Here is a 25,142-nt window from a genome sequence, read left to right as displayed (position 1 = left end):
TCTAAATCTAGATCAGTTCTGTGAGGGTATCGCTCTGGCGGACCAGTTCGTGGTCATGTGAAGCCACCAGCACGGCAATGCCGTCCGAGGTGGTGTCCTTGAGGATGCTGATGATGCGGTTGGCCGCGGCCCGGTCCAGGCTGGCCGTGGGCTCGTCGACCACCAGGACGCGGGTGCCGAGGATGAGCGCCCGGGCGATCGCGACGCGCTGGCGTTCACCGCCGGAAAGCTGCGCCGGACGGTGACGCATGCGCCGGCCCAGGCCCACGAGGTCCAGGAGGTCCTTGGCCATGTCACGGCGCTTCTCGACCTCGCCGTCCGGCACGGCCGGCAACAGAACGTTCTCGAGCGCGCTCATCCCGTCGATCAGCGCACCGCCTTGGTCGACGTAGCCGATCAGGGCCCGGCGGCGGTCGGCGATCTCGTCGTCGCCCATGGTCTCGAGCGAGTCGCCTTCCCAGAACACCCGGCCCGACGTCGGCAGGGTCAGTCCCGCGCCGACGGTCAGGATGCTGGTCTTGCCCGAGCCGGAGCGGCCCGCGACGCAGTGCATTTCGCCGGCGTGCAGGGTCATGTTGAAGTCGTCCACGACGTTGACGGCCTCGGCACCGCCCTTGCCGCCGCCGTAGTGGATGGTGATGTTGCTCAGTTCCAGCGGGGTGGCGTGGTCCGTGGCCTTCACGATCGTGTTGGCGCGGGTCTTGTGCGCACCGCGACGGGTGCTGGCGGTCATCCGGTCGTGTGCCTCCCGGTCAAGGTTCAGCTCGTTAGTCATTGGACCACTTTCGTTGCAATCGGAATCCAGCAAAGTACAGCTACGAGACCGGCAATTGCGGCCCACAGCGCGGCGTAGGGGGCCAGGAGGAGGCCGATGCCGAGGGCGCCCACAACACCCAGCGGCAGCGCGACGGTTCCCACCATGGCGTTTTCAAAGAAGCGGACCTGGCCCAGCATGTCAGGGTTCCAGCCCATGGCCCGCAGCGTGCCCAGGTACTGGCGCTTGGCCTGCAGCTCGAAGCGGCCGGTGACCATGGTCAGCAGCAGCCCGACGGCAACACCGGACACGCCCAGGATGATGCTGGGCAGGGCGATGCTGGCCGCGGCCAGCCCGCTGAGGGCGCTGGCGCCGGCGGCCCGCGGAATGTCGATCAGCAGGGCGACGAGTCCGCCGACGGCCGCGGCGAAGACACCGACGGCAACGGCCAGCGAGATGGTGTTGAACTTGTTGGTGCTCAGCTGCCGGTTGGCGAAGGTCAGCGGGGAATCGACCGCGATGAGCCGTTCATCGTGTTGCGGCTCCTGGTCCACGACGTCGCGGTGGCGCAGCTGCTGCGCCGCGATGAACGCGGCACCGGCGTACAGCACCAGGACCGACGCCGAGACCACCGCGGTGGCGGTGCTCCAGCTGATCAGGCTCAGGACGATTCCGACGACGGCCAGCAGCGCGGCGCCGACGCCGAATTCGGCCAGCACCCAGGAACGGATCTTGCGCTGGGTCCAGCCCATGGCGCGCAGGGTACCGGCCTCGCTGCGCCGTTTGCGGATGTAGCTGACGGTGGAGGCACCGGTCAGGAGGGCAGCACCGCAGAGGGTCAGGAACAGCAGGGTCAGGTTCGTGGCGGTCAGCGAGCCGGACACGGCGTCCGCGGCGTCCTGGCGGACCCACGACTGCTGCACGGTGCCCAGCGGCGATTCCTTGCCGGCGTCGTCCTTGGAGTAGCCGGGAACGGCGATGCTGGCGTCTTCGCGGGCCGAACCGGCCACCACGGTGGCCTGCAAGCCCATGTCGCGGATCTCGTTGGCGAGCTTCTCCACCTCGGGCTGCGCCTGCTTCCAGCTGCCCGGGACCTTGGCGCGGACCCGGACGGCGTCGATCACGTTGGCGTTCGCATCGTAGCCGCGGGCGGCGGCGAGGCCGTAGTAGTCGGTGATGGCTCCGGCGGACTGGCTGACCAGGCCCGTGGCGCTCAGCGACGGCTTGAGTTCGGTGTTGACGTCCTTGCCCGACGCGTCTTTGGTCAGGGTGAACGGCGCGGGGTCATAGCCGCCCAGGGGCAGCCGGTTCACGTCACCGGCAGCTTCCTTGACGTTCGCGGCGTCGAAGGTGCCGTAGACCATGGCCAGCGGCGTCGCCAGCTTCTTGCCGGTTTCGAGGTTCTGGCGGTACGAGCGCTCGTCTACAGGTTCGCGCTGGGTCTGGTCGACGGCCTCGCCGTTGGCGGCCTTGTCCGGCAGCCGGTTCACGGTGACCCAGTCTCCGGGCGTGGCGCTCTTGTCAACGGCGCCGTTGGCGGCGGTTTCGCCGTCCTTGTATGTCGGGGCGGCGGCGAAGTTGGTGGTCCAGGTGGCCGGGTTGTAGAGGCCCTGGCTGAAGGATCCGGTGTCGCCCATGAGCTGGGAGAGGTCCTTGGACCCGGGCCAGGCGAGGGCGAACGGGGACTTGGAAACGAACGGCAGGTAGTCCTTGTCCAGCGAGCGGGTCACGGTGCCGACGTCCTTGGTGACGTTGCCGGAGTCGTCGATTTCCTCGATTTTGACCGAGTACTTCAGGTCCAGGGCGGTGCCCGAGCGCACGATCAGCGGGATGGCCTGGGAATCCTCGGTGAGCTGGCCGTCGCGCTTGGCCTGCTGGTACTGGGTCATCAGCGGTGCCCAGTACTTGAGCTTGACGCCGAGGAAGTCCGGGCCTTCCTTGAGTTCGTCCATGCTGATGCCGTTGGTGAAGAGGCTCTCGAAGTGCCGGCCGATCGCGCCGGCGTTGCGGGCGTCCGCGGGCGGGGCCTTCTCCAGCGGGGACAGGAAGTCACCGGCCGTGCCGAGCAGCGCGCGTTCGGAGACGGGGTCGACGGCGACGACGGACTCGGTCACCTGCGGGGCCATCGGCAGGGAAACGGAGAGGTTGAAGAGGTTGTGTTCGGAGCCGCCGGCCGGGGTGGGGAACTTGATGCCGGTCTCACCCTCCGGGCCCTGGATGCGGACGTTCTTGCCGCCGTCGACCTGTTCCTCGACCAGCTTCGCCTTGCCGAGGGAGCCCTCGGCCGTGGTCTTGAACAGGGTCTGGTCGGAGTGGCCGTCGGAGCTGACGGCGCTGGCCGTGAGGCGGTATTTCTTTGGCGTGTCGCTCAGTACCGACTCCGCGGCCGGCCACTTGCTCGGATCCGTGGCGGTCGGGTCGCCGGAGGTGCCCGCGAGGCCCGCGTTGAAGCCCAGGTAGTCGGTGGCGTCCAGCCGCGGCGACTCCAGGTTCTGCGTCACGCGCGAGACCAGGCTGATGGGGGCGGCCACAGAGGTGCCGGAGAGCTTGCGGATCGAATCCAGCTGCTCGAAGCTGATGCCGCCCTGGCCGGTGGCGATGTCCGGCTGCATCAGGCCGCCGTTATCCTTCGCCTTTGCCTGCACCAGGACGTCATAGAGCCCCCGGGAGTTTTGGTCCACGGTCCTGCTCAGCGCCGCCTGGGACTGACCCTGGACGAGCACGGACAGGCACATGGCCACGATCAAAATGGACGCGGTCAGCAAAAGCACTCTGCTTCTGATGAACCTCTGGACGGCGTTCATTGGGCTCCTGAAAGCTGGATTGCGTGCGCACGCCGCAGTTCATTTCCTGAGGAAGTGAAGGCGTCCCGTGCCGGGCGTGCAAAAGTAAAGGCCGGTCTGCCGGCCAAGACCCGAAATTCGGTCCTAGCCATTGTACGCAGACCGGCCGGCCTCTCGTGGCCGCCGGCGGCGGTCATGCCGCCGCCGGGGTCACGCGGGGAGGATTTCAGTCCTCGAGGTCAACCTCGCGGACCATGTCAGCGCCGATCCCGGCCTTGATCGCGTCAAGGACCTGCTGGGGAACGGAGCTGTCGATGGTCAGCAGGGCCAGCACCTGGCCACCTTCCGTCTGGCGTGCCACCTGCATGCCGGCGATGTTGATGTTGTTCATGCCCAGGATGTGGCCGATCGTGCCGATCACGCCAGGGCGGTCCGAGTAGGCAACCACCACGAGGTGTTCGCTGATCGGGATTTCCACCTCGTAGCCGTTGACGCCGACCAGTTTCTGGATCTGCTTCGGGCCCGTCAGGGTTCCGGCGACGGAGATCTGGCTGCCGTCGCTGAGGGCGCCGCGCAGGGTCAGGACGTTGCGGTACGACTCGGTGTCCGGCGTGGTGATGAGGCGGACGTTGATGCCGCGCTGCTCGGCGATGACGGGTGCGTTGACGTAGGAGACCTGCTCGGTCACGACGTCGGCGAAGATGCCCTTGAGCGCCGCGAGTTCCAGGACCTTGACATCGAGCGAGGAGATCTCGCCGGCCACCTCGACGTCGAACTGGGTGAGGGAGGCATGGGTCAGCGCGGTGAAGATGCGGCCCAGCTTTTCCATCAGCGGGATGCCGGGGCGGACGTCCGGTGCGATGACACCGCCGGCGACGTTGACGGCGTCGGGGACCAGTTCGCCGGCCAGGGCCAGGCGGACGGACTTGGCGACGGAGACGCCGGCCTTTTCCTGGGCCTCGTCGGTGGAGGCGCCCAGGTGCGGGGTCACCACGACGTTGTCGAGTTTGAAGAACGGCAGGTCGGTGCTGGGTTCCTTGGAGAAGACGTCGACGCCGGCGCCGGCGATGTCACCGGCCTGCAGCGCGGTGTAGAGGGCTTCCTCGTCCACCAGGCCGCCGCGGGCGACGTTGACGACGTACGCCGTGCTCTTCATCTTCTTGAACGCCTCGGCGCCGAGCATGCCGACGGTTTCCGGGGTCTTGGGCATGTGGATGGTGATGAAGTCCGACTGGGCCAGGAGCTCGTCGAGCGTCACCAGCTGCACGCCGAGCTGGGCGGCGCGGGCGGAGGTGATGTAGGGGTCGTACGCGAGGATCTTGGTGTCGAAGCCCTTCAGGCGGGCCGCGACCAGGGCGCCGATCCGGCCCAGGCCGATGATGCCGATCTTCTTCTCGAAGAGCTCGATGCCGGTGTACTTGGAGCGCTTCCACTCCCCGTCCTTGAGGGCGGAGCTGGCCTGAGGGATGTGGCGGGCGAGGCTCAGGATGTGCCCGACGGTCAGTTCGGCGGCGGAGACGATGTTGGAGGTCGGCGCGTTGACCACCATGACCCCGGCCTGGGTGGCCGCCTTGATGTCCACGTTGTCCAGGCCGACGCCGGCGCGGGCGATGACCTTGAGGTTCTTGGCGGCGGCGATGGCCTCGGCGTCCAGCTGGGTGGCGGAGCGGACCAGGATCGCGTCGACGTCGGCGATCGCGGAGAGCAGCTGGGAACGGTCGGAGCCATCAGTCTGGCGGATTTCAAAGTCCGGGCCGAGGGCCTCGACTGTGGCGGGCGAAAGTTCCTCAGCGAGGAGTACGACAGGTTTGGTGCTTGTCACCGGTGACCTCTTTAGCTCTCTTGTGTATCTGGTGGGGATTTTGGTGAATCGGGTGGTGCGGGTGGTGCTGGACAGCAGGGAAGCCGGACCCCAGGATGTGGTGTCCGGCTCCCCTGCCGGGCAATGCCTAGCGGGCCACTGTTCCTTCGGTGTAGTCGTCTTCGTTCTTGATCCAGGAGAACAGCTTGCGCAGTTCGCGGCCGGTGGCCTCGATCGGGTGGTCCTCACCCTTCTTGCGCAGCGCCTTGAACTCCGGCGCGCCGGCGTCCTGGTCGTCGATGAAGCGCTTGGCGAAGGTGCCGTCCTGGATGTCCGCGAGGACAGCCTTCATGTTTTCCTTCACCTGCGGGGTGATGACGCGGGGGCCGGAGACGTAGTCGCCGTATTCCGCGGTGTCCGAGACGCTCCAGCGCTGCTTGGCGATGCCGCCCTCGACCATGAGATCGACGATCAGCTTGAGCTCGTGCAGCACCTCGAAGTAGGCGACCTCGGGCTTGTAGCCAGCCTCGGTGAGGGTTTCGAAGCCGTACTGGATCAGCTGCGAGGCGCCGCCGCAGAGGACAGCCTGCTCGCCGAAGAGGTCGGTTTCGGTCTCTTCGGTGAAGGTGGTCTCGATGACGCCCGCACGGGTGCCGCCGATCGCCTTGGCGTAGGACAGGGCCAGTTCCTTAGCCTTGCCGGACGGGTTCTGTTCGACGGCGATCAGGTCCGGCACGCCGCGGCCGGCTTCGAACTCGCGGCGCACGATGTGGCCCGGGCCCTTGGGGGCGACGAGGGCGACGTCGACGTCGGCCGGGGGCTGGATGTAGCCGTAGCGGATGTTGAAGCCGTGGCCGAAGAACAGGGCGTCGCCCGGCTGCAGGTTCGGGGCGATGTCCTCGGCGTACACGTGGCGCTGGACCTGGTCCGGGGTCAGGACCATGATGAGGTCGGCCTCGGCGACGGCGTCGGCAACGTTCAGGACCCGCAGGCCCTCGGCCTCGGCCTTGGCGCGGGACTTCGAGCCTTCCTTCAGGCCGACGCGGACGTCAACGCCGGAATCGCGGAGGCTGAGGGCGTGGGCGTGGCCCTGGGAGCCGTAACCGATGACGGCGACGGTGCGGCCCTGGATGATCGACAGGTCGGCGTCGTCGTCGTAAAACATTTCAGTCACTGGAGTGTCTCCTTTTGAGTGGATTCTTCGTAGATATTGTCTGTGGTGCTGCGGTACAACGGGGCGGCTCCGGCGGTGTTACGCGCTGCGGAGGGCCCTGTCACTCATGGAGCGGGATCCCCGCCCAACGGCCAAGGTGCCGGACTGCACGATTTCGCGGATGCCGAAAGGCTCCAGCACTGACAAGAGTGCCGTGAGCTTCTCGGGGTGGCCCGTTGCCTCAATGACCACCGACTCTGTGGAGACGTCGACCACTGAAGCGCGGAACAGGTCTGCAGCCTGGGTGACCTGCAGGCGTGTTGCGGCATCCGCACGTACCTTGACCAGGATGTGGTCACGCTGTACGGAAGATTCGGAGGTGAGCTCGACGATCTTGATCACGTTGACCAGCTTGTTCAGCTGCTTCGTGACCTGTTCGATCAGCTCGCCATCGGCGTCGACCACCACGGTCATCCGGGACATGCCCGGGACCTCGGTGGGGCCGACGGCCAGGGAATTGATGTTGAAGGCCCGGCGGGCGAAGAGGCTGGCGACGCGGGTCAGCACACCGGGCTTGTCTTCGACCAGAACGGACAATGTGTGGCGGGTCATGTTCAGTCCTCCTCTTCCCATTCCGGGGTCATGTTGCGGGCAACCTGGATCTGGTCGTTGCTGACCCCCGCGGGGACCATCGGCCACACCATCGAGTTGGGGCTGACGACGAAGTCGATGACCACCGGGCGGTCATTGATCTCCAGTGCCTTCTGGATGGTGGCGTCGATGTCCTCGTCGCGTTCGCACCGGAAGGCAGCGCAGCCGTAGGCGTCCGCCAGCTTGACGAAGTCCGGGATACGGACCGTGTCATGTCCCGTGTTCAGGTCGGTGTTGGAGTAGCGGCCCTCGTAGAAGAGGGTCTGCCACTGCCGGACCATGCCCAGGGAGGAGTTGTTGATGATGGCGACCTTGATGGGGATCTTGTTGATCGCGCAGGTGGCCAGTTCCTGGTTGGTCATCTGGAAGCAGCCGTCGCCGTCGATCGCCCAGACCACGCGGTCCGGTTCGCCCACCTTGGCGCCCATGGCCGCCGGCACGGCGTAGCCCATGGTGCCGGCGCCGCCGGAGTTGAGCCAGGCGTGCGGGCGTTCGTACTTGATGAACTGCGAGGCCCACATCTGGTGCTGTCCGACGCCGGCGACATAGACGCCCTCGGGACCGGTCAGGGCGCCGATGCGTTCGATGACGCGCTGCGGGGCGCTGAGGCCGTCCTCGGGTTCGGTCCAGCCGAGCGGGTAGGTTTCCTTGAGGTTGTTAAGGAAGGCCCACCAGGTGGTCAGGTCCGGGGTGCCGAAGGCTTCGAACTGCAGGCGCAGGGCCTCGGTCAGCTCCGGGATGATCTCCTTGACCGAGCCGACAATCGGGACGTCGGCCGTGCGGTTCTTGGAGATTTCCGCCGGATCGATGTCGGCGTGGATGACCTTGGCGTTCGGGGCGAAGGACTTCAGGATGCCGGTCACGCGGTCATCGAACCGGGCGCCCAGGGTGATCAGCAGGTCCGACTGCTGCAGGGCTGTCACGGCGGAAACCGTGCCGTGCATGCCCGGCATGCCCACGTGCTGCGGGTGGGAGTCCGGGAACACGCCCCGGGCCATCAGGGTGGTGACCACGGGGGCGCCGGTCAGCTCGGCCAGTTCGCGCAGCTCGGCCGAGGCGTGGGCCTTGACCACTCCGCCGCCGACGTAGAGCACGGGCTTGCTGGCACCGGAAATGAGCCGGGCGGCCTCGCGGACCTGCTTGCTGTGGCCGCGCACCACCGGCCGGTATCCCGGGAGATCGATCTTGGGTGGCCAGGAGAACGTCATCTCGCCCTGCTGGGCGTCCTTGGCGACGTCCACGAGGACCGGGCCCGGGCGTCCGGTGGACGCCAGGTGGAACGCCTCGGCCATCACGTGCGGGATGTCGTTGGGGTCCGTGACCAGGAAGGAGTGCTTCGTGATCGGCATGGTGATCCCGACGATGTCCGCTTCCTGGAAGGCGTCGGTGCCGATCACCCCGCTGGAGACCTGGCCGGTAATGGCCACTATCGGCACGGAGTCCATGTGGGCGTCCATGATGGCGGTAACGAGGTTGGTGGCACCCGGGCCCGAGGTGGCGATGCAGACGCCAACCCGTCCGGTAACCATGGCGTAGCCTTGCGCGGCGTGGCCGGCTCCCTGTTCGTGACGGACCAGAACGTGGTTCATTTTGGAGGCCATCAAGGGGTCGTAGGTGGGCAGGATCGCGCCACCGGGCAAACCGAAAATGTCCTGGACGCCGAGTTCTTCGAGCGAGCGGACAATTGCTTGCGAACCGGTCATGACCGTCGGGGGTACGACGTTGTTCGGTCCGAGGACAGGAGAGACGGCAGCAGAGTCGACGCCGGCGTCAGCCGGACGTTCGACGCGTTCCGGAGCCTTGTGGGCTCCAGTGGACTTGGTGGCCATCAGCGAGGGGCTGATCGGCGATCCTTTGCTCATCGGACTCTTCCTTTGTGGATCTTCGGTGATCGTGGAACTACTGGATTGTTCTGGTGCTGCGGGAAATAAAAAAACCCCTCAGCCGGCGGGCTCTTCGAGGGGTTGCGCGTGTCGGTTCGTTACCAGTGAAGGCTAATGAGCCACGCGCTTGGTAAGTACGACGGAAACACCTGCAGCGCTCTCGACTGCAGTGCACTCAAATTCAGTGACTCCGGCTGTAACGATCTCGATCATGCGTTCAGTTTTCCCTCTGAGTGAGACGGGTGTCAACGAGCCCGGCCTGTGTCTCACTATTTGGACAACGGTGTCCACTAGCTGGTCCTTTTGGTCTCCCCTTGCCCCCGACACCGAACGGCGAGCCGCCCACTTTGGCGGCAGGCGGGAATCTCCTACCCCGAACACCCGGCGCGGACGCCGTGCGTTCGGGGCCCCTCGGAGCTTCCCTTATTAAGCCTGGTCACCCAGGCCCGGCGGATCAGCCGCAATACGCGCCCGTGGAGGCGCTGTGGACGAGCTTGGCGTACTTGGCGAGCACGCCCTTCGTGAACTTGGCCGGGAGCGGCTCCCAGCCGACCTTGCGGGCCTCGAGCTCGGCGGCGTCGACCAAGAGGTCGAAGGTGCGCGCCGCGATGTCCACGCGGATCCGGTCACCGTCCTTGACGAACGCGATGGGGCCGCCGTCGACGGCTTCCGGCGCGACGTGGCCGATGCACAGGCCGGTGGTTCCGCCGGAGAACCGTCCGTCGGTCAGCAGCAGGACGTCCTTGCCCAGGCCCGCGCCCTTGATGGCGCCGGTGATGGCGAGCATCTCGCGCATGCCGGGGCCGCCCTTGGGGCCTTCGTAGCGGATCACGACGACGTCGCCCTTGTGGATCTCACCCTTGTCCAGGGCATCGAGCGCGCCCTGTTCGCGTTCGAACACGCGGGCCGTGCCCTCGAAGACGTCGGCGTCGAAGCCGGCGCTCTTGACGACAGCGCCTTCCGGGGCCATCGAGCCGTGCAGGATGGTGATGCCGCCGGTCTTGTGGATCGGGTTGTCCAGTGCGCGCAGGATCTTGCCGTCCAGGTCCGGCGGGTTGATCGCGGCGAGGTTCTCCGCCACGGTCTTGCCGGTGACTGTGAGGCAGTCACCGTGCAGCAGGCCGGCGTCGAGCAGTGCCTTCATGATCACCGGCACGCCGCCGATCTTGTCGACGTCGGTCATGACGTAGCGGCCGAACGGCTTGAGGTCGCCCAGGTGCGGGATCTTGTCGCCAATCCGGTTGAAGTCCTCCAGCGTCAGCTCCACCTCGGCTTCGCGGGCGATCGCGAGCAGGTGCAGCACGGCGTTGGTGGAACCGCCAAAGGCCATCGTGACGGCGATGGCGTTCTCGAACGCCTTGCGCGTCATGATGTCGCGGGCGGTGATGCCCAGGCGCAGGAGGTTGACCACGGCTTCGCCGGACTTGTGCGCAAAGGCGTCGCGGCGGCGGTCCGCGGAGGGCGGTGCGGCCGAGCCTGGCAGGGACATGCCCAGGGCCTCGCCGATGCAGGCCATGGTGTTGGCGGTGTACATGCCGCCGCAGGCGCCCTCACCCGGGCAGATGGCCTTTTCGATGCGGTCCAGGTCCTCGCGGCTCATCTTGCCGGCGGCGCACGCGCCGACGGCCTCAAACGCGTCGATGAGGGTGACTTCCTTTTCGGAGCCGTCCTCGAGCTTGACCCAGCCGGGCATGATGGAGCCGGCGTAGAGGAACACGGCGGCCAGGTCCAGGCGGGCCGCGGCCATCAGCATGCCGGGCAGCGACTTGTCGCAGCCGGCCAGGAGCACAGAGCCGTCGATCCGCTCGGCCTGCATGACCGTCTCGACGGAGTCGGCGATGACTTCGCGGGAGACCAGGGAGAAGTGCATGCCTTCGTGGCCCATGGAGATGCCGTCCGAGACGGAGATGGTGCCGAACTGCATGGGGAACCCGCCGCCGGCGTGGACGCCTTCCTTGGCGCCCTGGGCGAGCCGGTTCAACGAAAGATTGCAGGGGGTGATCTCGTTCCACGAGCTCGCCACGCCGATCTGCGGCTTGGCGAAGTCGTCGTCGCCCATGCCGACCGCCCGGAACATGCCGCGCGCGGGGGCGGCGTGGATTCCATCGGTAACGACCCGGCTGCGGGGCTTGATGTCCGGCTTGGTGTCTGCTGCTGTGTGGGTGTCCTGACTCATGGCTCAAAGTCTAGGGCTCTGCTACAGGCGCCAACGACCCAAGAACGGACCGTTAAGCGGAAAACCGGGAATATTTCGATCAAATAGTGGACTCTCGTCTCACATCATGAAACCGGGGCCCCCTTTGACCTAGGCCCGGTGAGCCGCGTCACGCAGTTCCGGGGCCTCGGCGACACCTTGGGCCTCGGCCTTGAGCATCGCCAGGACCTGCTGGATGGTGGTCCGGGCCGCGACGTCCGGACGGGCCAGCGCCACGATGCTCCGGCTGGCCTTCACGCCCTCGAGCGGGCGCAGGACGAACCCCCGGCCCTGGTTGCTGACCGCCGTGTACCGCGGCAGCAGGCTCAGCCCGTGCCCGGCACTGACCAGGGCTTCCAGGACGCGCAAATCCGGGAACTGCTGGGCCCGGACCGCCTGCGAGTCGGCCCGCACCTCGATCTGGCGCAGCACGGTGTCGAAGGGAAAACCCTCCGGGACTCCCATCCACGGAAAGCCGACGACGTCCTCGGCGCACAGTGTGGCTTTGCCGGCCAAAGCGTGCCCGGCCGGCAAAGCCACGTCCAGGGGTTCGTCCAGCAGCGGCACCACCGTCAGGCCCTGGCCGCCGAAGACTTCCGGACCGTCGACACTGTGCGCCAGGACGATGTCGTAGTCCGCGGTCAGCCCGGCGAACCCTGCAACGCCCGGGTCCTCGAAATGCGCCTCGAACCGCAGCCCCTCGACGGCCTTGACCCGGTGCAGCATGCCCGGCAGGAACATCTCCGCGGCGCTGGGAAAGAAGGCTGCCACCACCCGCGTCTGCCAGCCGCGCCGGTACGTGTCGATGGTTGCTTCCGCCCGCGCCATGGCCGTCGACACGTCGGCGGCGGCGCCTGCCATGGCCAGCCCTGCCTCGGTAAGGCGCACTCCCCTGCCGGACTTCTCCACCAGGACGACGCCCAGTTCCTCCTGCAGGGTCTTCAGCTGCTGCGACACTGCAGATGGCGTGACCTTCATGGCCTCGGCCGTGGCGCCTACGGTCCCGCGGCCGGCGAGTTCACGCAGTATCTGCAGTCGCTTGAAATCCATGAGGCGAGGCTACACGCCGGGCCGGGTTTGATTCCGGTTCCGGGTTGCTCACCGGGCCGGGGATCCGCTCCAGGAATGCCCGGCATTTGGCCGCCGGGAGGGTGGACAGCCGGCTTTGCCCGGACGTAACGTCAAGCATCGGCAACCATGCCTCATGGGCTGAATACGGACTGAAAGGCTCTGCTATGGACTGGATCGTCTGGCTCGTTGTCATCATCGTGGTGGTCGCTGTGGTCTGGCGGCTGCTGAACCGCAACAAGAGCCGCCCGGGCGCAGATTCCTCATCCGCCGCAGGCACCAGCACCGGCACCTCTGCCGGCACTTCTTCTGGCAGCCCCGCCGGTTCGACGCCGGTGTCTGGCGCGGCGAGCGGTTCGGCGGCCAGTTCGACGGCGGCGGCCAGTCCGGTTGGCCCGGCAGCGGCCGGGGCCGCGGGTCCGACGGCGGGTGCCGCCGGTGCCGCGATGGCCGCGCCCGAGGCAGCGCCTGCGCCTGAGCCGGACGCAGCGGCCCGGGAGGCCACGGCTGCCCCCGAGGCGACCGAGCCCGCAGCGGCCCCAACCATCGAGCCGGGCGCCGAAGCCGCCCCGGAAGCAACGGGCGCCCCGGGCAATGCCGAGTGGGAGACCCAGTGGTCCGAGACCGCCCCGCCGGCGGAGACACACACCGCCGCGGCCCACGCTGAGCCGGCCCGCGGTGCGCACGCCGTGACGGCCGCCGAGCTTGGCGCTGCTGCGGAGACTGGCGCGGCGGGCCTGCCCGTCCACCACCCCGAATACACTGAGCCCCACGCGCCGACTCTGCCCGGGGCGGAATCGGCAGCCGCGGAACCGGCCGACGACGAGGACACCGTTACCGGCACGGCCACTTCAACCAGCACTGGCGCTGGTACCGCCATCGGCACGGCGATGCCCGGAGTGCCCGACGCCGGGACACAGCCCGCAGGTCCCGCTGACACGGAAACGACGCAGATGGCAGCCTCGCCGGCAGGGGCCGAGGCCTCCGCCAGCCAAACGGCCGAGCCCACCGGCCACTTGGCCACCGAACAGCCCTACGGCGAGGGATCAGCGGCTCCGGCGGCCGACGGAAGCGGCCCTGAGGGTTTCACAGTCAAGGGCAATGCCTCGTCAATGATCTACCACGACGAGACCAGCCCGGCGTATGAAGAAACCCGGGCTGAGGTGTGGTTTGCCTCCCCGGCCCACGCCGAAGCAGCCGGGTTTCGACCGCCCCGCCGGACACGGCAGTAGCCGGCGGTCCGGGCGGCCGACCCATCCCCCCTCAACGCGTCCCTTGATACTCCCGCGTTTTACCGGCAGGCGCTTCGCTGGCAGGGCAGCGGCCCGGGCCGTGGCGCTTGCCGTTGTCCTGTTTTTCTTGAGCGCCTGCACCGGCGGCTCAACCTCGCCCGTGGTTCAGCCGGGAGACCGCACTGCCACCGGCGCAGCGGGTACGGCCGGGTCACCGGGTGAGCCCACGGTTGCGGGCCGGGTTAATGGGCTGCAACTGCCGTGGTCCACGGTCCATCTACCCGACGGCACCGCGGTCATCTCCGAGCGCGACACAGCACTGCTCAGGACCATCAAAAACGGACAGCTCGGTACGGTCGGCAAAGTGCCCGGCGTCGTGCCCGGCGGCGAAGGCGGCCTCCTGGGCCTTGCCCTTTCCCCCAACTTCGCGTCGGACCGTTACCTCTACGCCTACTTCACCGCGGCGGCGGACAACAGAATCGCCCGCATGCGGCTGGAGGAACGTGGCGGCAGGCTGGAGCTCGGCGCCTTGGAACCGGTTTTCACCGGCATTTCCAAGGCCGGCACGCACAACGGCGGCCGGATCCGCTTTGGGCCCGACGGTTTCCTGTATGTGGGGACGGGCGACTCCCAGCGCCGGGAGCAGCCGCAGGACCGCGCGGCGCTGGGCGGGAAGATCCTCCGCCTCACTCCGGATGGCAGGCCGGCACCAGGAAACCCGTTTGGCGATAACCCGGTCTACAGCTTTGGCCACAGGAACGTCCAGGGACTGGCCTGGGACAGCGCGGGCCGGCTCTGGGCCAGCGAATTCGGCCCGGACGTCAACGACGAGCTCAACCTGATCGTGCCGGGCGGCAACTACGGCTGGCCCGAGGTGACGGGCGCCCCGCACCGCCCCGGCTTCCTGGACGCCAAGGTGGTGTGGCCGTCGACGGCGGAGTCTTCCCCCAGCGGACTCGAAATTGTCGGCAGCACCGCCTACCTGGGCGCCCTGCGCGGCCAAAGGCTCTGGGTCGTTCCCCTCAACGGCGAATTCGCCGGAGATCCTGTGAGCTATTTCACAGGAAAGTACGGCCGGGTGCGCAACGTTTCACTCGCTCCTGACGGGCGCCTGTGGCTCCTCAGCAACGGGCAAAACCCTGATTTCGCGCTGATTTTGAACCTCCCCGGCTGACCCGGACCATCCCGCGCCCCTCGATTTCACACGACAGCCAATCTCGTGTAGAGTTTCATGTCGTTGCGGAGAACAACGCGGGAAATAAAAAGCCCCGGTGAACGAAAACAACAGATGCACCTCTAGCTCAACTGGCAGAGCAATTGACTCTTAATCAATGGGTTCCGGGTTCGAGTCCCGGGGGGTGCACAAGCGAGAAACCCCGTCTTACAGGCTTAGCGGCCTGCGAGGCGGGGTTTTTTTTGTTGGCGAAAGGCCGGCGACGACGCCGCGACAAGCCGGATCCGGGCTGGTGCCGCAGACCAGACTCGTAATGAGGTTGGCTAAGTCCTCCCGACCGGCCGGCCCGGGATGACTTGCCATTTAGGGCACTGACCGTAGACTCGGCCCATGTCTGGTCCTGGGGGAACGAAAACAGTCCGCTGCGCTGCGGCATACGTTGTTGGCCTGCTGCTCGCCGGTAGTTTGGCCTCCTGCGCCTACGAGGACGAGGGCGATCCCCGGCCGACGGCGGCCGGGCAAAGCCACCGGCCGGCGCCCGCCGCCCCGACCAAAGATCCGGGGGTGCTGGGCGTGGAAGCGAGCAACTACGCCGAGCTGCACAAGCGTCTGGCCGAGGCGCCAGGGTCCGTCCTCCTCTCTGACGCCGGTCCGGCGGACGGGCCAGGGGTTGGCTTCACCAAAGCCGCAACGGTGACGACCGCCGGTCCGCACACAGTCACCGCGGCGTGCGTGGGCATCCCCCATGCCCAGATCTTCCTCTCCCAGAACTCGCTGGCCGGAACAGAGCACACGGTGTTCGAGGTCGATTGCTCGCGAACCCAATCGCAGGTCGTCCAACTGCAGAAGGGCTACGTCAGTGCCCAGTTGACCCGCCCGGACCCGACCGGCGCCTGGACCGGGGCGGTCGCCGGAATCAAAGTCACGGGCCAGTGAGGCTAACGAGCCTGTATGGACTCAACTCAGCGCATCGGACCCAGCCCAACATGTGGTGGAGGGACTCGCGCGGTGGAGGGACTACTGATGCCGACCGTAAATGCTGCTCTCGATCCCTTTCGCGTTGCGAGGCGTGGCTGTTCCAGGACATCGACTACGGCCGGGACGGGTGCGCGTAGTCTGTCGCCATGACCTCGGGAAGCGGTGATGGCGGTAGAACGTACGAGTGGCAATCGTGGCCGTCCGACTCACTGGAGGGAATGCCGCCGAAGCGCCGCCGGCTGGTCGTCTGGGGGTTGCTGTGGCTCTTCCTTTTGAGCGGTGTCCTGCAGGGCGTCCTGAGCGCAGCGGGCATACCCGAGCCGTGGCGGTCCGTGGTGTTCGCTGCCGCCTTGGCCGCGGTCTTCGTCCCCCTGATCCGGGGAGCAGCCGCTGAAACCCGCGCCCTGCGAGCCGAAGGTGTCGACATGCCCGCCTTCGTGATGACCCGCAAGGCGCTTGTCGTCCTCTCCGTCATCACCGGCGGGCTCTGGATCGTTTTTGCGGTCCTCGCATTCCTGGGTGAGTCCGCCTCCCCGCTGGTGCCGATCGCCTGGACCATTGTGCTGGCCTTCCAGGGCCGCAGCTGGAGATCCTTGCCGCGTTGAGTGCCAGGTCTGCTGTGCGGCCGGAGCCGGTCCTGCAGCTGCCGGCCCCGTTGGTCCCAGTCGGCTCGGCGGGCCTCTTCCGCGTCCCAGAATGGTGCATCGCTTCTCCGGACCCGGAGCAGATGCAGGAGTTGGATCGCGCCAATCGCAAACATGGCCGTGTAGATCCAGAAAGAGACGGCGTCGAAGCCTCTTTCCGGCCAGAGCTTGTTGAAGGCGAGCAGAGCACCGATCAAGGCCAGCCCGGCGGCTGACCAGGCGCTGAACTTCCAGGAGCCGCGAGCCATCCGGGGTTCCATTCGCTTGTGGCCCTCAGTGGTCGGCATGAGTCAGATCTCCGGATGCTTGGGGCCTTTGGCTGAAGCGGGGTTCGCTGTCGCTGCCCAGTGCTGATGGCTCACCCTACCGATTCTTGGTCCACAGTGACGATGGCTTGCTGAGCGAAGACCTTGCCCGGGCAAAGGAGACGCGCAAAAGACGGGATTCCCTGGCTGCCGGCGGTGGAACCCTACGATGGTGAGGATGAACTCCACCCGGAAGGCCTCGTACGCATCCGCCGTGGCCCTGCTGCTCGCGGTCTCGCCGTTGGTCCTTGCGCTGCCAGCGGCGGCCGCGCCCTGCAAGCCGGCCGGCCTTCTTCCCGTAAAGATCTGCCCCGCCTCGCCGACGCCGGGCCCACCGTCCGCTTCCCCGGCGCCCAGTGTGACTCCCCCGGGCAGCACAGCGCCGCCGTCGGACCCCGCGCCGCCCCAACCACCGTCACAGTCGCCGTCTCAAAGCCTGGTCCCCGGACAGGACGCGGCTCCGCCGACGCCGGGCCCCGCCCCCTCCGTCAGCCAGGGAGCGCCCACCCCACCGGCCACGGGTTCCGTTCCGGTCCCGGCCACGGCGGGAACGTCCGCCCCTCAGTCGCCGGACGCTGGCCAGGGCCCGGAATCCGCAGCGGCGAATCCTTCCGCAGCGGCGGCCGGCAGAGTTGGTCCCGGACCGGACGGGCAAGGCAGTCTCACCGGCGGATTCCTGCTGGCGCTCAGCGGCCTGCTCATAGGCCTTTCCGCGGCCATTGGCCTCCGCCGGCCCGCCCGGCCATGAAACGGCCGCCGAACCGTCACAGTGATCTGTGTGGTTCAGCGGCCGCCTCATGCACATCGATTTATCAGACCTTCTCGCGGGAACGGTCGCGCACCTTCTCCGGTTCTTCGACCGTGAACTCCTTGCTGCGGCGGGGGAAGGCCCAGAACTTGAATTCCGGCGCCTGCGCCCGGGTCTCCGGGCGATCCTCAGATTCCTTTGCGGCATCCTTCCTGGTTTCCCGCCAGGAATCCCTGTTGTACGAATAGCACATCACTGACCTCCTTCGTGGTGATTGCCTATTAATCGTCCTCCCGATCGGCTGGCGCGTCGATACTTCCGGACTCCCTTTTGCGTCCGGGCGGCAGGCTGGCCCAAGGGTTTCAGCGGACGGGTCTGCGCCGTCGGCCGGCCTTCCCGCCGGCACGGGCCGCGGTTAGACTCCATCCAGTGCACCACTGCGACCAATGGGGGAATCATGGAGTTGCCCATCCCCCTGTACGCTCTGTCACGGAACAGAAGAAGCCAACGCGCGCCACGCCCCGCAAAGGATGAACAGCCATGACCGTCCCGCCCAACGCCTCCGCCCCTGGCCCTGGCTGGTATCCGGACCCGGCGGGCTCGGGCCGGCTTCAGTGGTGGAACGGTTCGGCCTGGACCGGCCAGTTCAACGCACCCCAGTTCCAGGCGACGCCGCCCCGCCACCCGGTGGCGCCGCGCAGGCGCATCAGCGACCGGACACCGGTCTACAACGCGTACATCTGGACAATTGTGGCCCTGCCGCTCGTGCCGCTCATCCTGCTGATGTTCTGGAACCCTGTGCTCCGGCTGCGCACCGTGGGCCCGCGGCAGATCCAGACAATTGATCCGGCGTCGATTTTCACGGCGCCTTACTTCCTCTTCATAGCAATCAGTTTCGTGGCCTACGGTGTGTCCGCCCTCCTGGCGTACCTGGACTGGGACCGGCTGCGCAAGGACGGCGTTGTCCGGCCGTTCCACTGGGCGTGGGTGTTCCTCAGCAGGGAGGTCTACGTGATTGGCCGCTCCGTGATCGTCCACGAGGTCGCCCCGCGGCGGGGGCTCGCCCCGGTGTGGGTCACGATCAGCGTCGTCTTGCTCACGGCGGTGCTCACCGGCCTCAAGATGTCAGCCATCGTAGCCACCCTGGCGAACCAGGCCGTAACGGTGTAGGCAGCGTCAATCCAGGCAGCGGCCAACGTGCCGGGGCTGCTCCGACCGCCAACATCCTGGCTCCTGAAACGATCCGTCCGATTGCGGCAGAAACAGGGTCTTTAGTCCCTTTTGAGAGTCAATGCTGGGGCGTTGACTGGAAAGGTGCTCCGGGCAACAGTTCTGGAGCGACCGGTCCTGAAGACCCGGACCGACAACAACGCCGGCCAGAGGGCCCGACGCGACTACCAAAGATAATATTCAGATCTCCCGGTGCCCACGCTGAGGATCGCGTCAGCAGACACGGAAATCATGGGCCCCCGGCAGCATGCCTGCACGGCCCGCCCCCGGGGCCAGGGAAATCGATCTCCGTAAGGACCAAGTTTCATGAACAAGGCTATTCGCATCATTGGAACAACCGCGGTGACCGCCGCACTGGGCCTGGGCGCCAGCGCCGTGCCTGCCAGCGCCGCCGCTACCACTTCGACCGCCTCCGCCAGCTCCTGGAGTCAGTCCTCATTTGTGAACCGGCACCACATGCGGGACAACAACCGGCACGACACGCGCAATGGCTGGTGGGACGGGGAGAACCGGTGGCATGACAACGACGACGGATGGGGTTGGCGCGACGATCATGGCAATTGGCGTGACGACAACGACCACCGCGGCTCGTGGACGGGCCGGGACGGCTGCCGGCATGACAAGGACGGGTTCTGGGACCATCACGGAAACCGGCACGACAATAAGCACCACAACCACCACAGGAACACCTGGTGACGGGTCACCACTGAAGGCCTCGAGAACGGAACTGATTGGGACGGCGGGAAACCCTGCCGTCCCAATCCCGTTCCCCCACAGCAGCGTGGCTAATTCAGCGGGGTGGCCCCGGCAATGGCGCCCGGCTCGGCAGCCGTGACGATGGCATTGGCCTCCGGCGAGGAAGACTTGGTTGCCAGCACCCTGACCACGGCCTGGAGCTCCTGCCGCAGCACGTCGGGGTCAATGGGCGTGGCGGCGAGCACGGAACGTTCCATGTCGGCGGCCGCGGCAACCGCCTCGCGCCCCTGGTCAGTCAGCGACACCACATGGCTGCGCCGGTCGGAGGTGCTGCGGTGCCGCGAAATGTGGCCGTGCGCTTCCAGCCGGCTCAGTGTCTTGCCCATCGTCTGGGCCTGGACCCGGACGAGCTGGGCCAATTGGGCTTGCGTCATCGGCCCATTCGCCGAGAGCACCTCCATGGCGATCACCCCGGCATGGGTCAGGCCAATGGCCCCCAATTTTTCGTTCCAGGAGTGTTCTACAAGACGTGCTGCCGTGGACAATAGGCGGCCCGTGGGCCAGCGATCCATATCAGGCATACCCAAGAGTATAGCGAGCAGCGGATTCGTCCGGCGCCGGTCGCGTCACTACGCTGGATTATCACCCCGCTTCATGACCAACCTCACCAAGGAGACACCCGTGTCCGAGCGACTCACCGCCGGTGCCACAGCACCGGATTTCACCCTCAAGAACGCCGAAGGACAGGACGTCAGCCTGCGTGATTTCCGGGGCCGGAAGACCGTGCTCTACTTCTACCCGGCAGCCGCCACGCCGGGATGCACCAAGGAGGCCTGCGATTTCCGGGATTCCCTCGGCGCGCTTCAGGCCGCAGGTTATGACGTCGTGGGCATCTCCCCCGACCCCGTCGGGAAGCTTGCCGCGTTCGCGGCCGCCGAAGGGCTGAACTTCCCGCTGCTCTCCGACGAGGACCACTCCGTCGCCGAGGCCTACGCGGCCTGGGGCGAAAAGAAAAACTACGGCAAGACCTACCAGGGCCTGATCCGCTCGACCATCGTCGTCGACGCCGACGGCCGGGTTGCCGTCGCACAGTACAACGTCCGGGCCACCGGGCATGTCGCCAAACTTCGCCGGGACCTGAAACTCGACGCCTAGTCCCCGGTCTCCGGTCCGTCCGCCCGCGGCAGCCGTTGCAACCAGCAAACCGGCAATRGGTACAATGGAGCCTGGCGTCCGCCGCCGGGGTTCTTTCCCGGGACGACGACGGCGCCGCGCGCGAGTGGTGAAATTGGCAGACACGCAGGATTTAGGTTCCTGTGCCTTCGGGCGTGGGGGTTCAAGTCCCCCCTTGCGCACAGAGAGAACCCCGGTCTTCGGACCGGGGTTCTTGTGGTTTCCGGCGCTGTTCCGGGATTTTTCAGGAGTTTTGACCCCGCCAAAAAGAATTTCACATCCGCACCCATCCGTTTCCTCCGAGCAGCCGAATACCCATTGAGACACCAACCAAGGGTCGGTGCCCAACAGTCGGGAAAGGGCCGCAGCGGCAAAAATTCGCCGCCGGCAAACATCGGCACAACAAAGGAGAAACCGAAATGCAGAACATCAAGCGCACCACGTTCGCCGTTGCAGGTATCGCAGCTGCCGCCATGCTCAGCCTCACTGCCTGTGGCGGATCCAGCGCCTCGTCGGCCCCCGCCTCCTCGGCCCCGTCCTCCGCACCGGCGGAATCCAGCATGGCCTCCCCCTCCACGAGCGCCTCCGCCGCGGCCATGGATCCGGCCGCCAACCTCGTCGGCTCCGGCTGCGCCGCCTACGCCGCCCAGGTTCCCAGCGGTGCCGGCTCCGTCTCCGGCATGGCGCTTGACCCGGTAGCCACCGCGGCGTCCAACAACCCGATCCTCACCACCCTGACCGCCGCCGTGTCCGGCAAGCTCAACCCCAAGGTCAACCTGGTGGACACGCTCAACGGCAGCGAATTCACCGTCTTCGCCCCGACGGATGACGCCTTCAAGAAGATCGATCCGGCCACGATCGAGGCCCTGAAGACGGACGACGCCACGCTGAGCAAGATCCTGACCTACCACGTTGTCCCCGGCAAGATCACCCCGGACCAGATCGTCGGCACCCACAAGACGGTTGAAGGCGGTTCGGTGACGGTCACCGGCACCAAGGATGCCCTCAAGGTTGACGGCGCCAACGTTGTCTGCGGCGGCGTCCAGACCGCCAACGCCACTGTCTACATGGTCGACTCAGTCCTGATGCCCAAGTAGTCAGCCCTTTGCACTCCTGCCCGGCTCCAGCCTGACTCCCTGGACCACTAGGAGAAGCGGAGGCCCGCACCACCAGGTGCGGGCCTCCGCTTTTTGCGTTGCCGTGCGCCTTGCGGCGGTGTGCCACAAGAGCTGGCGGACCCGGCCGTCAACTAGACTGGGGCTGGTCCGCAGCCGGCGGACCATCCAGTTCCCAGAGGTGATTCTCGAGTGCCCAGCAGTACAGTGCCCAGCAGGACAGTGCGGCGGATTGCCGCCAGCATCGGGGCCGCCCTCCTTGTCCTGCCGCTCGCGTCCTGCACGGGCAGCCTCGGCCCGGCACCCAGCTCCCCCACCGCCTCTGCCACCGCCAGCGCGGCACCTACCGCGCTTTTCACCTTCGGCACCGGCTCGGAGCCGCTCGGGCTCGATCCTGCCCTGGTCTCCGACGTCGAGTCATACCGCGTCTCCCGGCAGGTACTGGAAGGCCTCGTGGGCGTAGACCAGACCACCGGCCAGCCCACGCCGCTGCTGGCCACCGAATGGTCCCAGAGCGATGAAGGCCGGACTTACGAGTTCAAGCTGCGCGGGAACGTTAAATTCCAGGACGGGACACCGTTCGACGCCGCCGCGGTCTGCACCAACTTCAACCGCTGGTTCAACTTCTCACCGGCCCTCCGCGAACAGGCCACCGGTACCACCTTCAAGGGCGTCTTCAAGGCCCATGCGGACCAGGCGTCGCTGTCCATATACAAGAACTGCACCGCCGTCGCGCCGGACAATGTGCGGATCGGCCTCACCCAGCCCTTCACGGGTTTTCTCCAGGCCCTCACCCTGCCGGCCTTCGCGATCTCTTCGCCCAAGGCCCTCGCCGCGGAGAACGCTGACGTCCTGAACCAGCGCCGGGGCGGGCAGCCGGTATCCGCCTACGGCCTCCACCCGGTAGGCACAGGGCCGTACGTTTTCGGCTCCTGGGACTCGGGCAGCGTCTCCCTGGCCAGCAACAAGGACTACTGGGGTGACAAAGGGCAGATCGGCACCATCAAGTTCGTGACCTACGATCACCCGCAGACCCGGATGCAGGCGCTCCTGGACGGCAAGATCGACGCCTACGACGCCGTCACCGTGGGAAACTTTGACCAACTGGTCAAGAGCGGAAAGCAGATCATCCAGCGGGACCCGTTCTCCGTGATGTACCTGGGCATGAACCAGCAGGTCCCCATCCTGCAGAACCTCAAGGTCCGCCAGGCGATCGAAATGGCGCTGGACAAGGACACTCTGATCCGCCGGTTCTTCATCGACAACACGGCCCAGGCATCCCAGTTTGTTCCGCCCAAGCTCAGCGGCTTCAACAACAATGCCGCGGCGCTCGGCTACAACCCGGGCAAGGCCAAGGAACTCCTGGCCGAGGCCGGCTACAAGGGCGAGGAGCTGAAGTTCTACTATCCGCTCAACGTCACCCGGCCCTACCTGCCGACGCCGGAAAAGGTGTACGCCGAGATCAGCCGGCAACTGACCGCCGTCGGGCTCAACGTCAAGCCCGTACCGGTGGACTGGGCTGACGGCTACCTGCAGAAGGTCACGTCCCCGGGCGACCACGCTCTGCACCTGCTGGGCTGGAACGGCTCGTATTCGGACCCCGACAATTTCGTGGGCCCGCTCTTCGGCGAGAACACCGGCGAATTCGGTTACCAGGATCCCCAGGTCTTCTCCAAGATCGCCCGGGCCCGGGGCCTGCCGGACGGCAAGGACCGCACCGAGGAGTACCAGACCATCAACGGGCAGATCGCGGCCACGGTGCCTGCGGTTCCCATTGCCTTCCCGATCTCGGCCCTGGCGCTCTCGGACCGGGTGCTGAAGTACCCGGCGTCGCCGGTGCTGAACGAAGTTTTCACAAAGGTCGAGCTAAGGCCTTGACGCCCGGGGCCAATTTCAGTTAGTGGGCGGTGCGGGATATTCTGTGACAGCCAGAGCCGCTGCTATCGGAGACTGATTGTGACTTTCATTTCCAAGACCCAACACGCCGACGTCGTCCTGATTGGCGGCGGCATCATGAGCGCCACGCTCGGCGCCTTCATCAAGCAGCTTGAGCCGAACTGGACCATCTCGCTCTTTGAGCGTCTGGACGAGCCCGGACTGGAAAGCTCCGACCCGTGGAACAACGCCGGCACCGGACACGCTGCCCTGTGTGAGCTTAATTACTCCCCCGCAGCCAAAGACGGCTCGGTGGACCCCGGCAAGGCCCTGAACATCAACGAGCAGTTCCAGCTGTCCCGCCAGTTCTGGTCCCACCTCGTCTCGAACTCGCTGATCGGCTCCCCCAAGGGCTTCATCAACACCGTTCCGCACATGAGCTTCGTGATCGGCGAGGACCACACCAAGTTCCTCCGCACCCGCTACGAGGCACTCAAGCCGAACCCGCTGTTCCGTTCGATGGAGTATTCCGAGGACCACGCGCAGATCGCCAAGTGGGCCCCGCTGATCGTCAAGGGCCGCGACCCCAAGCAGCGCGTCGCGGCAACCCGCGCCGCCGAGGGCACCGACGTCGACTTCGGCGCCCTGACCCGCGAGCTGACCACCTACCTGGGCAACAACGGCGTGGAGATCAACTACGGCCACAACGTCAGCGACATCAAGCGCGCGTCCGGCGGCGGCTGGGACCTGTCGCTGAAGCACGCCAGGAGCGGCGAGCACGGCTCCATCCACGCGAAGTTCGTGTTTGTCGGAGCCGGCGGCGGGGCCCTGCACCTGCTGCAGGCCTCCGGTATCCCGGAAGGCAAGGGGTTTGGCGGTTTCCCGGTCTCCGGCCAGTTCTTCCGCTGCACCGACGAGGGCATCGCCGCCCGGCACAGCGCGAAGGTCTACGGCCAGGCGTCTGTCGGCGCCCCGCCCATGTCCGTGCCGCACCTGGACACCCGCTACGTCAACGGCAAGCGCTCCCTGCTGTTCGGCCCGTACGCCGGCTTCTCCACGAACTTCCTCAAGAGCGGCTCTTACCTGGACCTGCCGCTGTCCATCCGCCCCTCCAACATCATCCCGATGCTGGCCGTGGCCAAGGACAACATGGACCTCACCGCCTACCTGATCAAGGAAGTCGCCAAGCGTCACGGCGACAAGGTCGAGGCCCTGCGGGAGTACTACCCCGAGGCCAAGGACGGCGACTGGGAGCTCATCACCGCCGGCCAGCGGGTCCAGATCATCAAGAAGGACCCGAAGAAGGGCGGCGTGCTGCAGTTCGGCACCGAGGTCATCGCCGGACGCGACGGCACCATCGGCGCCCTGCTTGGCGCATCCCCGGGCGCGTCCACCGCCGTGCCGATCATGATCGAGCTGCTCCAGAAGTCCTTCCCGAAGAACTTCAAGGGCTGGCAGTCCAAGCTCAAGGACATGATGCCCGGCTACGGCGTCAAGCTCAACGACAACCCTGAGCTCGCCGCCACGCTGGAGGCCGAGACGGCCAAGGCGCTGCAACTCGAACAGGTCACCGCCAGCAACTAGGCCGGCGCCCGGCCGCGGCTGGTTTACACTGCTGGTTTGGGACCGCTGCAACCCGTGACGTCCCCGTTTTTTGATGTCCCGTTGTGCAGGACGCCCCCGAC

General features: G+C 66.7%; 20 protein-coding genes and 2 tRNA genes. 12 read left to right on the top strand and 10 right to left on the bottom strand.

The annotated features are described in order from the left end of the window. Nucleotides 1-7: 7 nt before the first annotated feature. From AC1D1A_RS01325 to AC1D1A_RS01290, 8 genes are all read right to left on the bottom strand, one after another. The gene (locus AC1D1A_RS01325; RefSeq protein ID WP_018773527.1) at nt 8-775 is read right to left on the bottom strand and encodes an ABC transporter ATP-binding protein; all 768 of its coding nucleotides are present in this window, start codon (nt 773-775) and stop codon (nt 8-10) included. Continuing rightward, the gene (locus AC1D1A_RS01320; RefSeq protein ID WP_476946955.1) at nt 772-3,558 is read right to left on the bottom strand and encodes an ABC transporter permease; all 2,787 of its coding nucleotides are present in this window, start codon (nt 3,556-3,558) and stop codon (nt 772-774) included. The genes AC1D1A_RS01325 and AC1D1A_RS01320 overlap by 4 nt, the downstream gene beginning before the upstream one ends. Before the next feature lie 205 nt (nt 3,559-3,763). Then, on the bottom strand, nt 3,764-5,359 hold the full coding sequence (gene serA, locus AC1D1A_RS01315; RefSeq protein WP_028277927.1) for a phosphoglycerate dehydrogenase: 1,596 nt from the start codon (nt 5,357-5,359) through the stop codon (nt 3,764-3,766). Between the two features lie 127 nt (nt 5,360-5,486). Next, nucleotides 5,487-6,512: a ketol-acid reductoisomerase gene (gene ilvC, locus AC1D1A_RS01310; RefSeq protein WP_026266449.1), complete on the bottom strand. Its 1,026-nt coding sequence runs from the start codon at nt 6,510-6,512 to the stop codon at nt 5,487-5,489. A gap of 78 nt (nt 6,513-6,590) precedes the next feature. Continuing rightward, on the bottom strand, nt 6,591-7,103 hold the full coding sequence (ilvN, locus tag AC1D1A_RS01305) for an acetolactate synthase small subunit (protein WP_018773531.1): 513 nt from the start codon (nt 7,101-7,103) through the stop codon (nt 6,591-6,593). A 2-nt stretch (nt 7,104-7,105) separates the two neighbouring features. Next, a complete protein-coding gene (locus tag AC1D1A_RS01300) occupies nt 7,106-9,004 on the bottom strand; it encodes an acetolactate synthase large subunit (RefSeq protein WP_476946954.1) in 1,899 nt (632 codons plus the stop codon). Between the two features lie 475 nt (nt 9,005-9,479). After that, nucleotides 9,480-11,201, bottom strand: a complete 1,722-nt coding sequence (gene ilvD / locus AC1D1A_RS01295) for a dihydroxy-acid dehydratase (RefSeq protein WP_476848904.1) — start codon at nt 11,199-11,201, stop codon at nt 9,480-9,482. A 129-nt stretch (nt 11,202-11,330) separates the two neighbouring features. Next, nucleotides 11,331-12,269: a LysR family transcriptional regulator gene (locus tag AC1D1A_RS01290; RefSeq protein WP_476848903.1), complete on the bottom strand. Its 939-nt coding sequence runs from the start codon at nt 12,267-12,269 to the stop codon at nt 11,331-11,333. Nucleotides 12,270-12,454: 185 nt separating this feature from the next. On the opposite strand from AC1D1A_RS01290, the gene AC1D1A_RS01285 reads away from it, so the two are divergent. The 5 genes from AC1D1A_RS01285 to AC1D1A_RS01265 all read left to right on the top strand — a co-directional run bounded on the left by AC1D1A_RS01285 (nt 12,455) and on the right by AC1D1A_RS01265 (nt 16,276). After that, nucleotides 12,455-13,519, top strand: a complete 1,065-nt coding sequence (locus AC1D1A_RS01285) for a sunset domain-containing protein (protein ID WP_476946953.1) — start codon at nt 12,455-12,457, stop codon at nt 13,517-13,519. Nucleotides 13,520-13,565: 46 nt separating this feature from the next. Continuing rightward, nucleotides 13,566-14,693: a PQQ-dependent sugar dehydrogenase gene (locus AC1D1A_RS01280; protein WP_476947064.1), complete on the top strand. Its 1,128-nt coding sequence runs from the start codon at nt 13,566-13,568 to the stop codon at nt 14,691-14,693. Between the two features lie 116 nt (nt 14,694-14,809). Further along, a tRNA-Lys gene (locus AC1D1A_RS01275) sits at nt 14,810-14,882 on the top strand. A 201-nt stretch (nt 14,883-15,083) separates the two neighbouring features. Further along, nucleotides 15,084-15,629, top strand: a complete 546-nt coding sequence (locus AC1D1A_RS01270; protein ID WP_476857806.1) for a hypothetical protein — start codon at nt 15,084-15,086, stop codon at nt 15,627-15,629. Between the two features lie 188 nt (nt 15,630-15,817). Then, nucleotides 15,818-16,276, top strand: a complete 459-nt coding sequence (locus AC1D1A_RS01265; RefSeq protein WP_476946952.1) for a hypothetical protein — start codon at nt 15,818-15,820, stop codon at nt 16,274-16,276. 1,156 nt (nt 16,277-17,432) lie between these two features. Here AC1D1A_RS01265 and AC1D1A_RS01260 read toward each other — a convergent pair. Next, the gene (locus tag AC1D1A_RS01260) at nt 17,433-17,621 is read right to left on the bottom strand and encodes a hypothetical protein (protein ID WP_476873152.1); all 189 of its coding nucleotides are present in this window, start codon (nt 17,619-17,621) and stop codon (nt 17,433-17,435) included. 287 nt (nt 17,622-17,908) lie between these two features. On the opposite strand from AC1D1A_RS01260, the gene AC1D1A_RS01255 reads away from it, so the two are divergent. Both AC1D1A_RS01255 and AC1D1A_RS01250 read left to right on the top strand, forming a co-directional pair. Further along, nucleotides 17,909-18,538, top strand: a complete 630-nt coding sequence (locus tag AC1D1A_RS01255; protein ID WP_476946951.1) for a DUF2510 domain-containing protein — start codon at nt 17,909-17,911, stop codon at nt 18,536-18,538. Nucleotides 18,539-18,904: 366 nt separating this feature from the next. Beyond that, on the top strand, nt 18,905-19,294 hold the full coding sequence (locus AC1D1A_RS01250) for a hypothetical protein (protein ID WP_476946950.1): 390 nt from the start codon (nt 18,905-18,907) through the stop codon (nt 19,292-19,294). 89 nt (nt 19,295-19,383) lie between these two features. Here the strand turns inward: AC1D1A_RS01250 and AC1D1A_RS01245 are convergent, their stop codons facing one another. Beyond that, nucleotides 19,384-19,866, bottom strand: coding sequence for a MarR family winged helix-turn-helix transcriptional regulator (locus AC1D1A_RS01245; RefSeq protein WP_043433894.1), 483 nt, complete (start codon nt 19,864-19,866; stop codon nt 19,384-19,386). Nucleotides 19,867-19,975: 109 nt separating this feature from the next. On the opposite strand from AC1D1A_RS01245, the gene bcp reads away from it, so the two are divergent. The 5 genes from bcp to AC1D1A_RS01220 all read left to right on the top strand — a co-directional run bounded on the left by bcp (nt 19,976) and on the right by AC1D1A_RS01220 (nt 25,041). After that, nucleotides 19,976-20,449: a thioredoxin-dependent thiol peroxidase gene (gene bcp / locus AC1D1A_RS01240; RefSeq protein WP_476857809.1), complete on the top strand. Its 474-nt coding sequence runs from the start codon at nt 19,976-19,978 to the stop codon at nt 20,447-20,449. Nucleotides 20,450-20,567: 118 nt separating this feature from the next. Then, a tRNA-Leu gene (locus AC1D1A_RS01235) sits at nt 20,568-20,649 on the top strand. Between the two features lie 237 nt (nt 20,650-20,886). Then, on the top strand, nt 20,887-21,564 hold the full coding sequence (locus AC1D1A_RS01230; RefSeq protein WP_476857810.1) for a fasciclin domain-containing protein: 678 nt from the start codon (nt 20,887-20,889) through the stop codon (nt 21,562-21,564). A gap of 240 nt (nt 21,565-21,804) precedes the next feature. Next, nucleotides 21,805-23,460 (top strand): ABC transporter substrate-binding protein, encoded by a 1,656-nt coding sequence (locus AC1D1A_RS01225; protein ID WP_476857825.1) that lies wholly within the window; start codon nt 21,805-21,807, stop codon nt 23,458-23,460. Nucleotides 23,461-23,538: 78 nt separating this feature from the next. Continuing rightward, nucleotides 23,539-25,041, top strand: a complete 1,503-nt coding sequence (locus tag AC1D1A_RS01220) for a malate:quinone oxidoreductase (RefSeq protein ID WP_476857811.1) — start codon at nt 23,539-23,541, stop codon at nt 25,039-25,041. Nucleotides 25,042-25,142: the final 101 nt, after the last annotated feature.

This window comes from Arthrobacter sp. P1_B9 (assembly GCF_056406495.1).
Note: the sequence above shows the minus strand (reverse complement) of the source record. Positions and strands in the feature narration are given on the sequence as shown.

Coding starts and splice junctions, on each gene's coding strand:
- ilvD (WP_476848904.1), bottom strand. CDS start 11,201: ATGAGTCAGGACACCCACACAGCAGCAGACACCAAGCCGGACATCAAG.
- AC1D1A_RS01245 (WP_043433894.1), bottom strand. CDS start 19,866: ATGGATCGCTGGCCCACGGGCCGCCTATTGTCCACGGCAGCACGTCTT.
- AC1D1A_RS01250 (WP_476946950.1), top strand. CDS start 18,905: ATGAACAAGGCTATTCGCATCATTGGAACAACCGCGGTGACCGCCGCA.
- AC1D1A_RS01325 (WP_018773527.1), bottom strand. CDS start 775: ATGACTAACGAGCTGAACCTTGACCGGGAGGCACACGACCGGATGACC.
- AC1D1A_RS01265 (WP_476946952.1), top strand. CDS start 15,818: ATGACCTCGGGAAGCGGTGATGGCGGTAGAACGTACGAGTGGCAATCG.
- ilvN (WP_018773531.1), bottom strand. CDS start 7,103: ATGACCCGCCACACATTGTCCGTTCTGGTCGAAGACAAGCCCGGTGTG.
- AC1D1A_RS01230 (WP_476857810.1), top strand. CDS start 20,887: ATGCAGAACATCAAGCGCACCACGTTCGCCGTTGCAGGTATCGCAGCT.
- AC1D1A_RS01260 (WP_476873152.1), bottom strand. CDS start 17,621: ATGTGCTATTCGTACAACAGGGATTCCTGGCGGGAAACCAGGAAGGAT.
- AC1D1A_RS01290 (WP_476848903.1), bottom strand. CDS start 12,269: ATGGATTTCAAGCGACTGCAGATACTGCGTGAACTCGCCGGCCGCGGG.
- AC1D1A_RS01255 (WP_476946951.1), top strand. CDS start 17,909: ATGACCGTCCCGCCCAACGCCTCCGCCCCTGGCCCTGGCTGGTATCCG.
- AC1D1A_RS01320 (WP_476946955.1), bottom strand. CDS start 3,558: ATGAACGCCGTCCAGAGGTTCATCAGAAGCAGAGTGCTTTTGCTGACC.
- AC1D1A_RS01270 (WP_476857806.1), top strand. CDS start 15,084: ATGTCTGGTCCTGGGGGAACGAAAACAGTCCGCTGCGCTGCGGCATAC.
- AC1D1A_RS01300 (WP_476946954.1), bottom strand. CDS start 9,004: ATGAGCAAAGGATCGCCGATCAGCCCCTCGCTGATGGCCACCAAGTCC.
- AC1D1A_RS01285 (WP_476946953.1), top strand. CDS start 12,455: ATGGACTGGATCGTCTGGCTCGTTGTCATCATCGTGGTGGTCGCTGTG.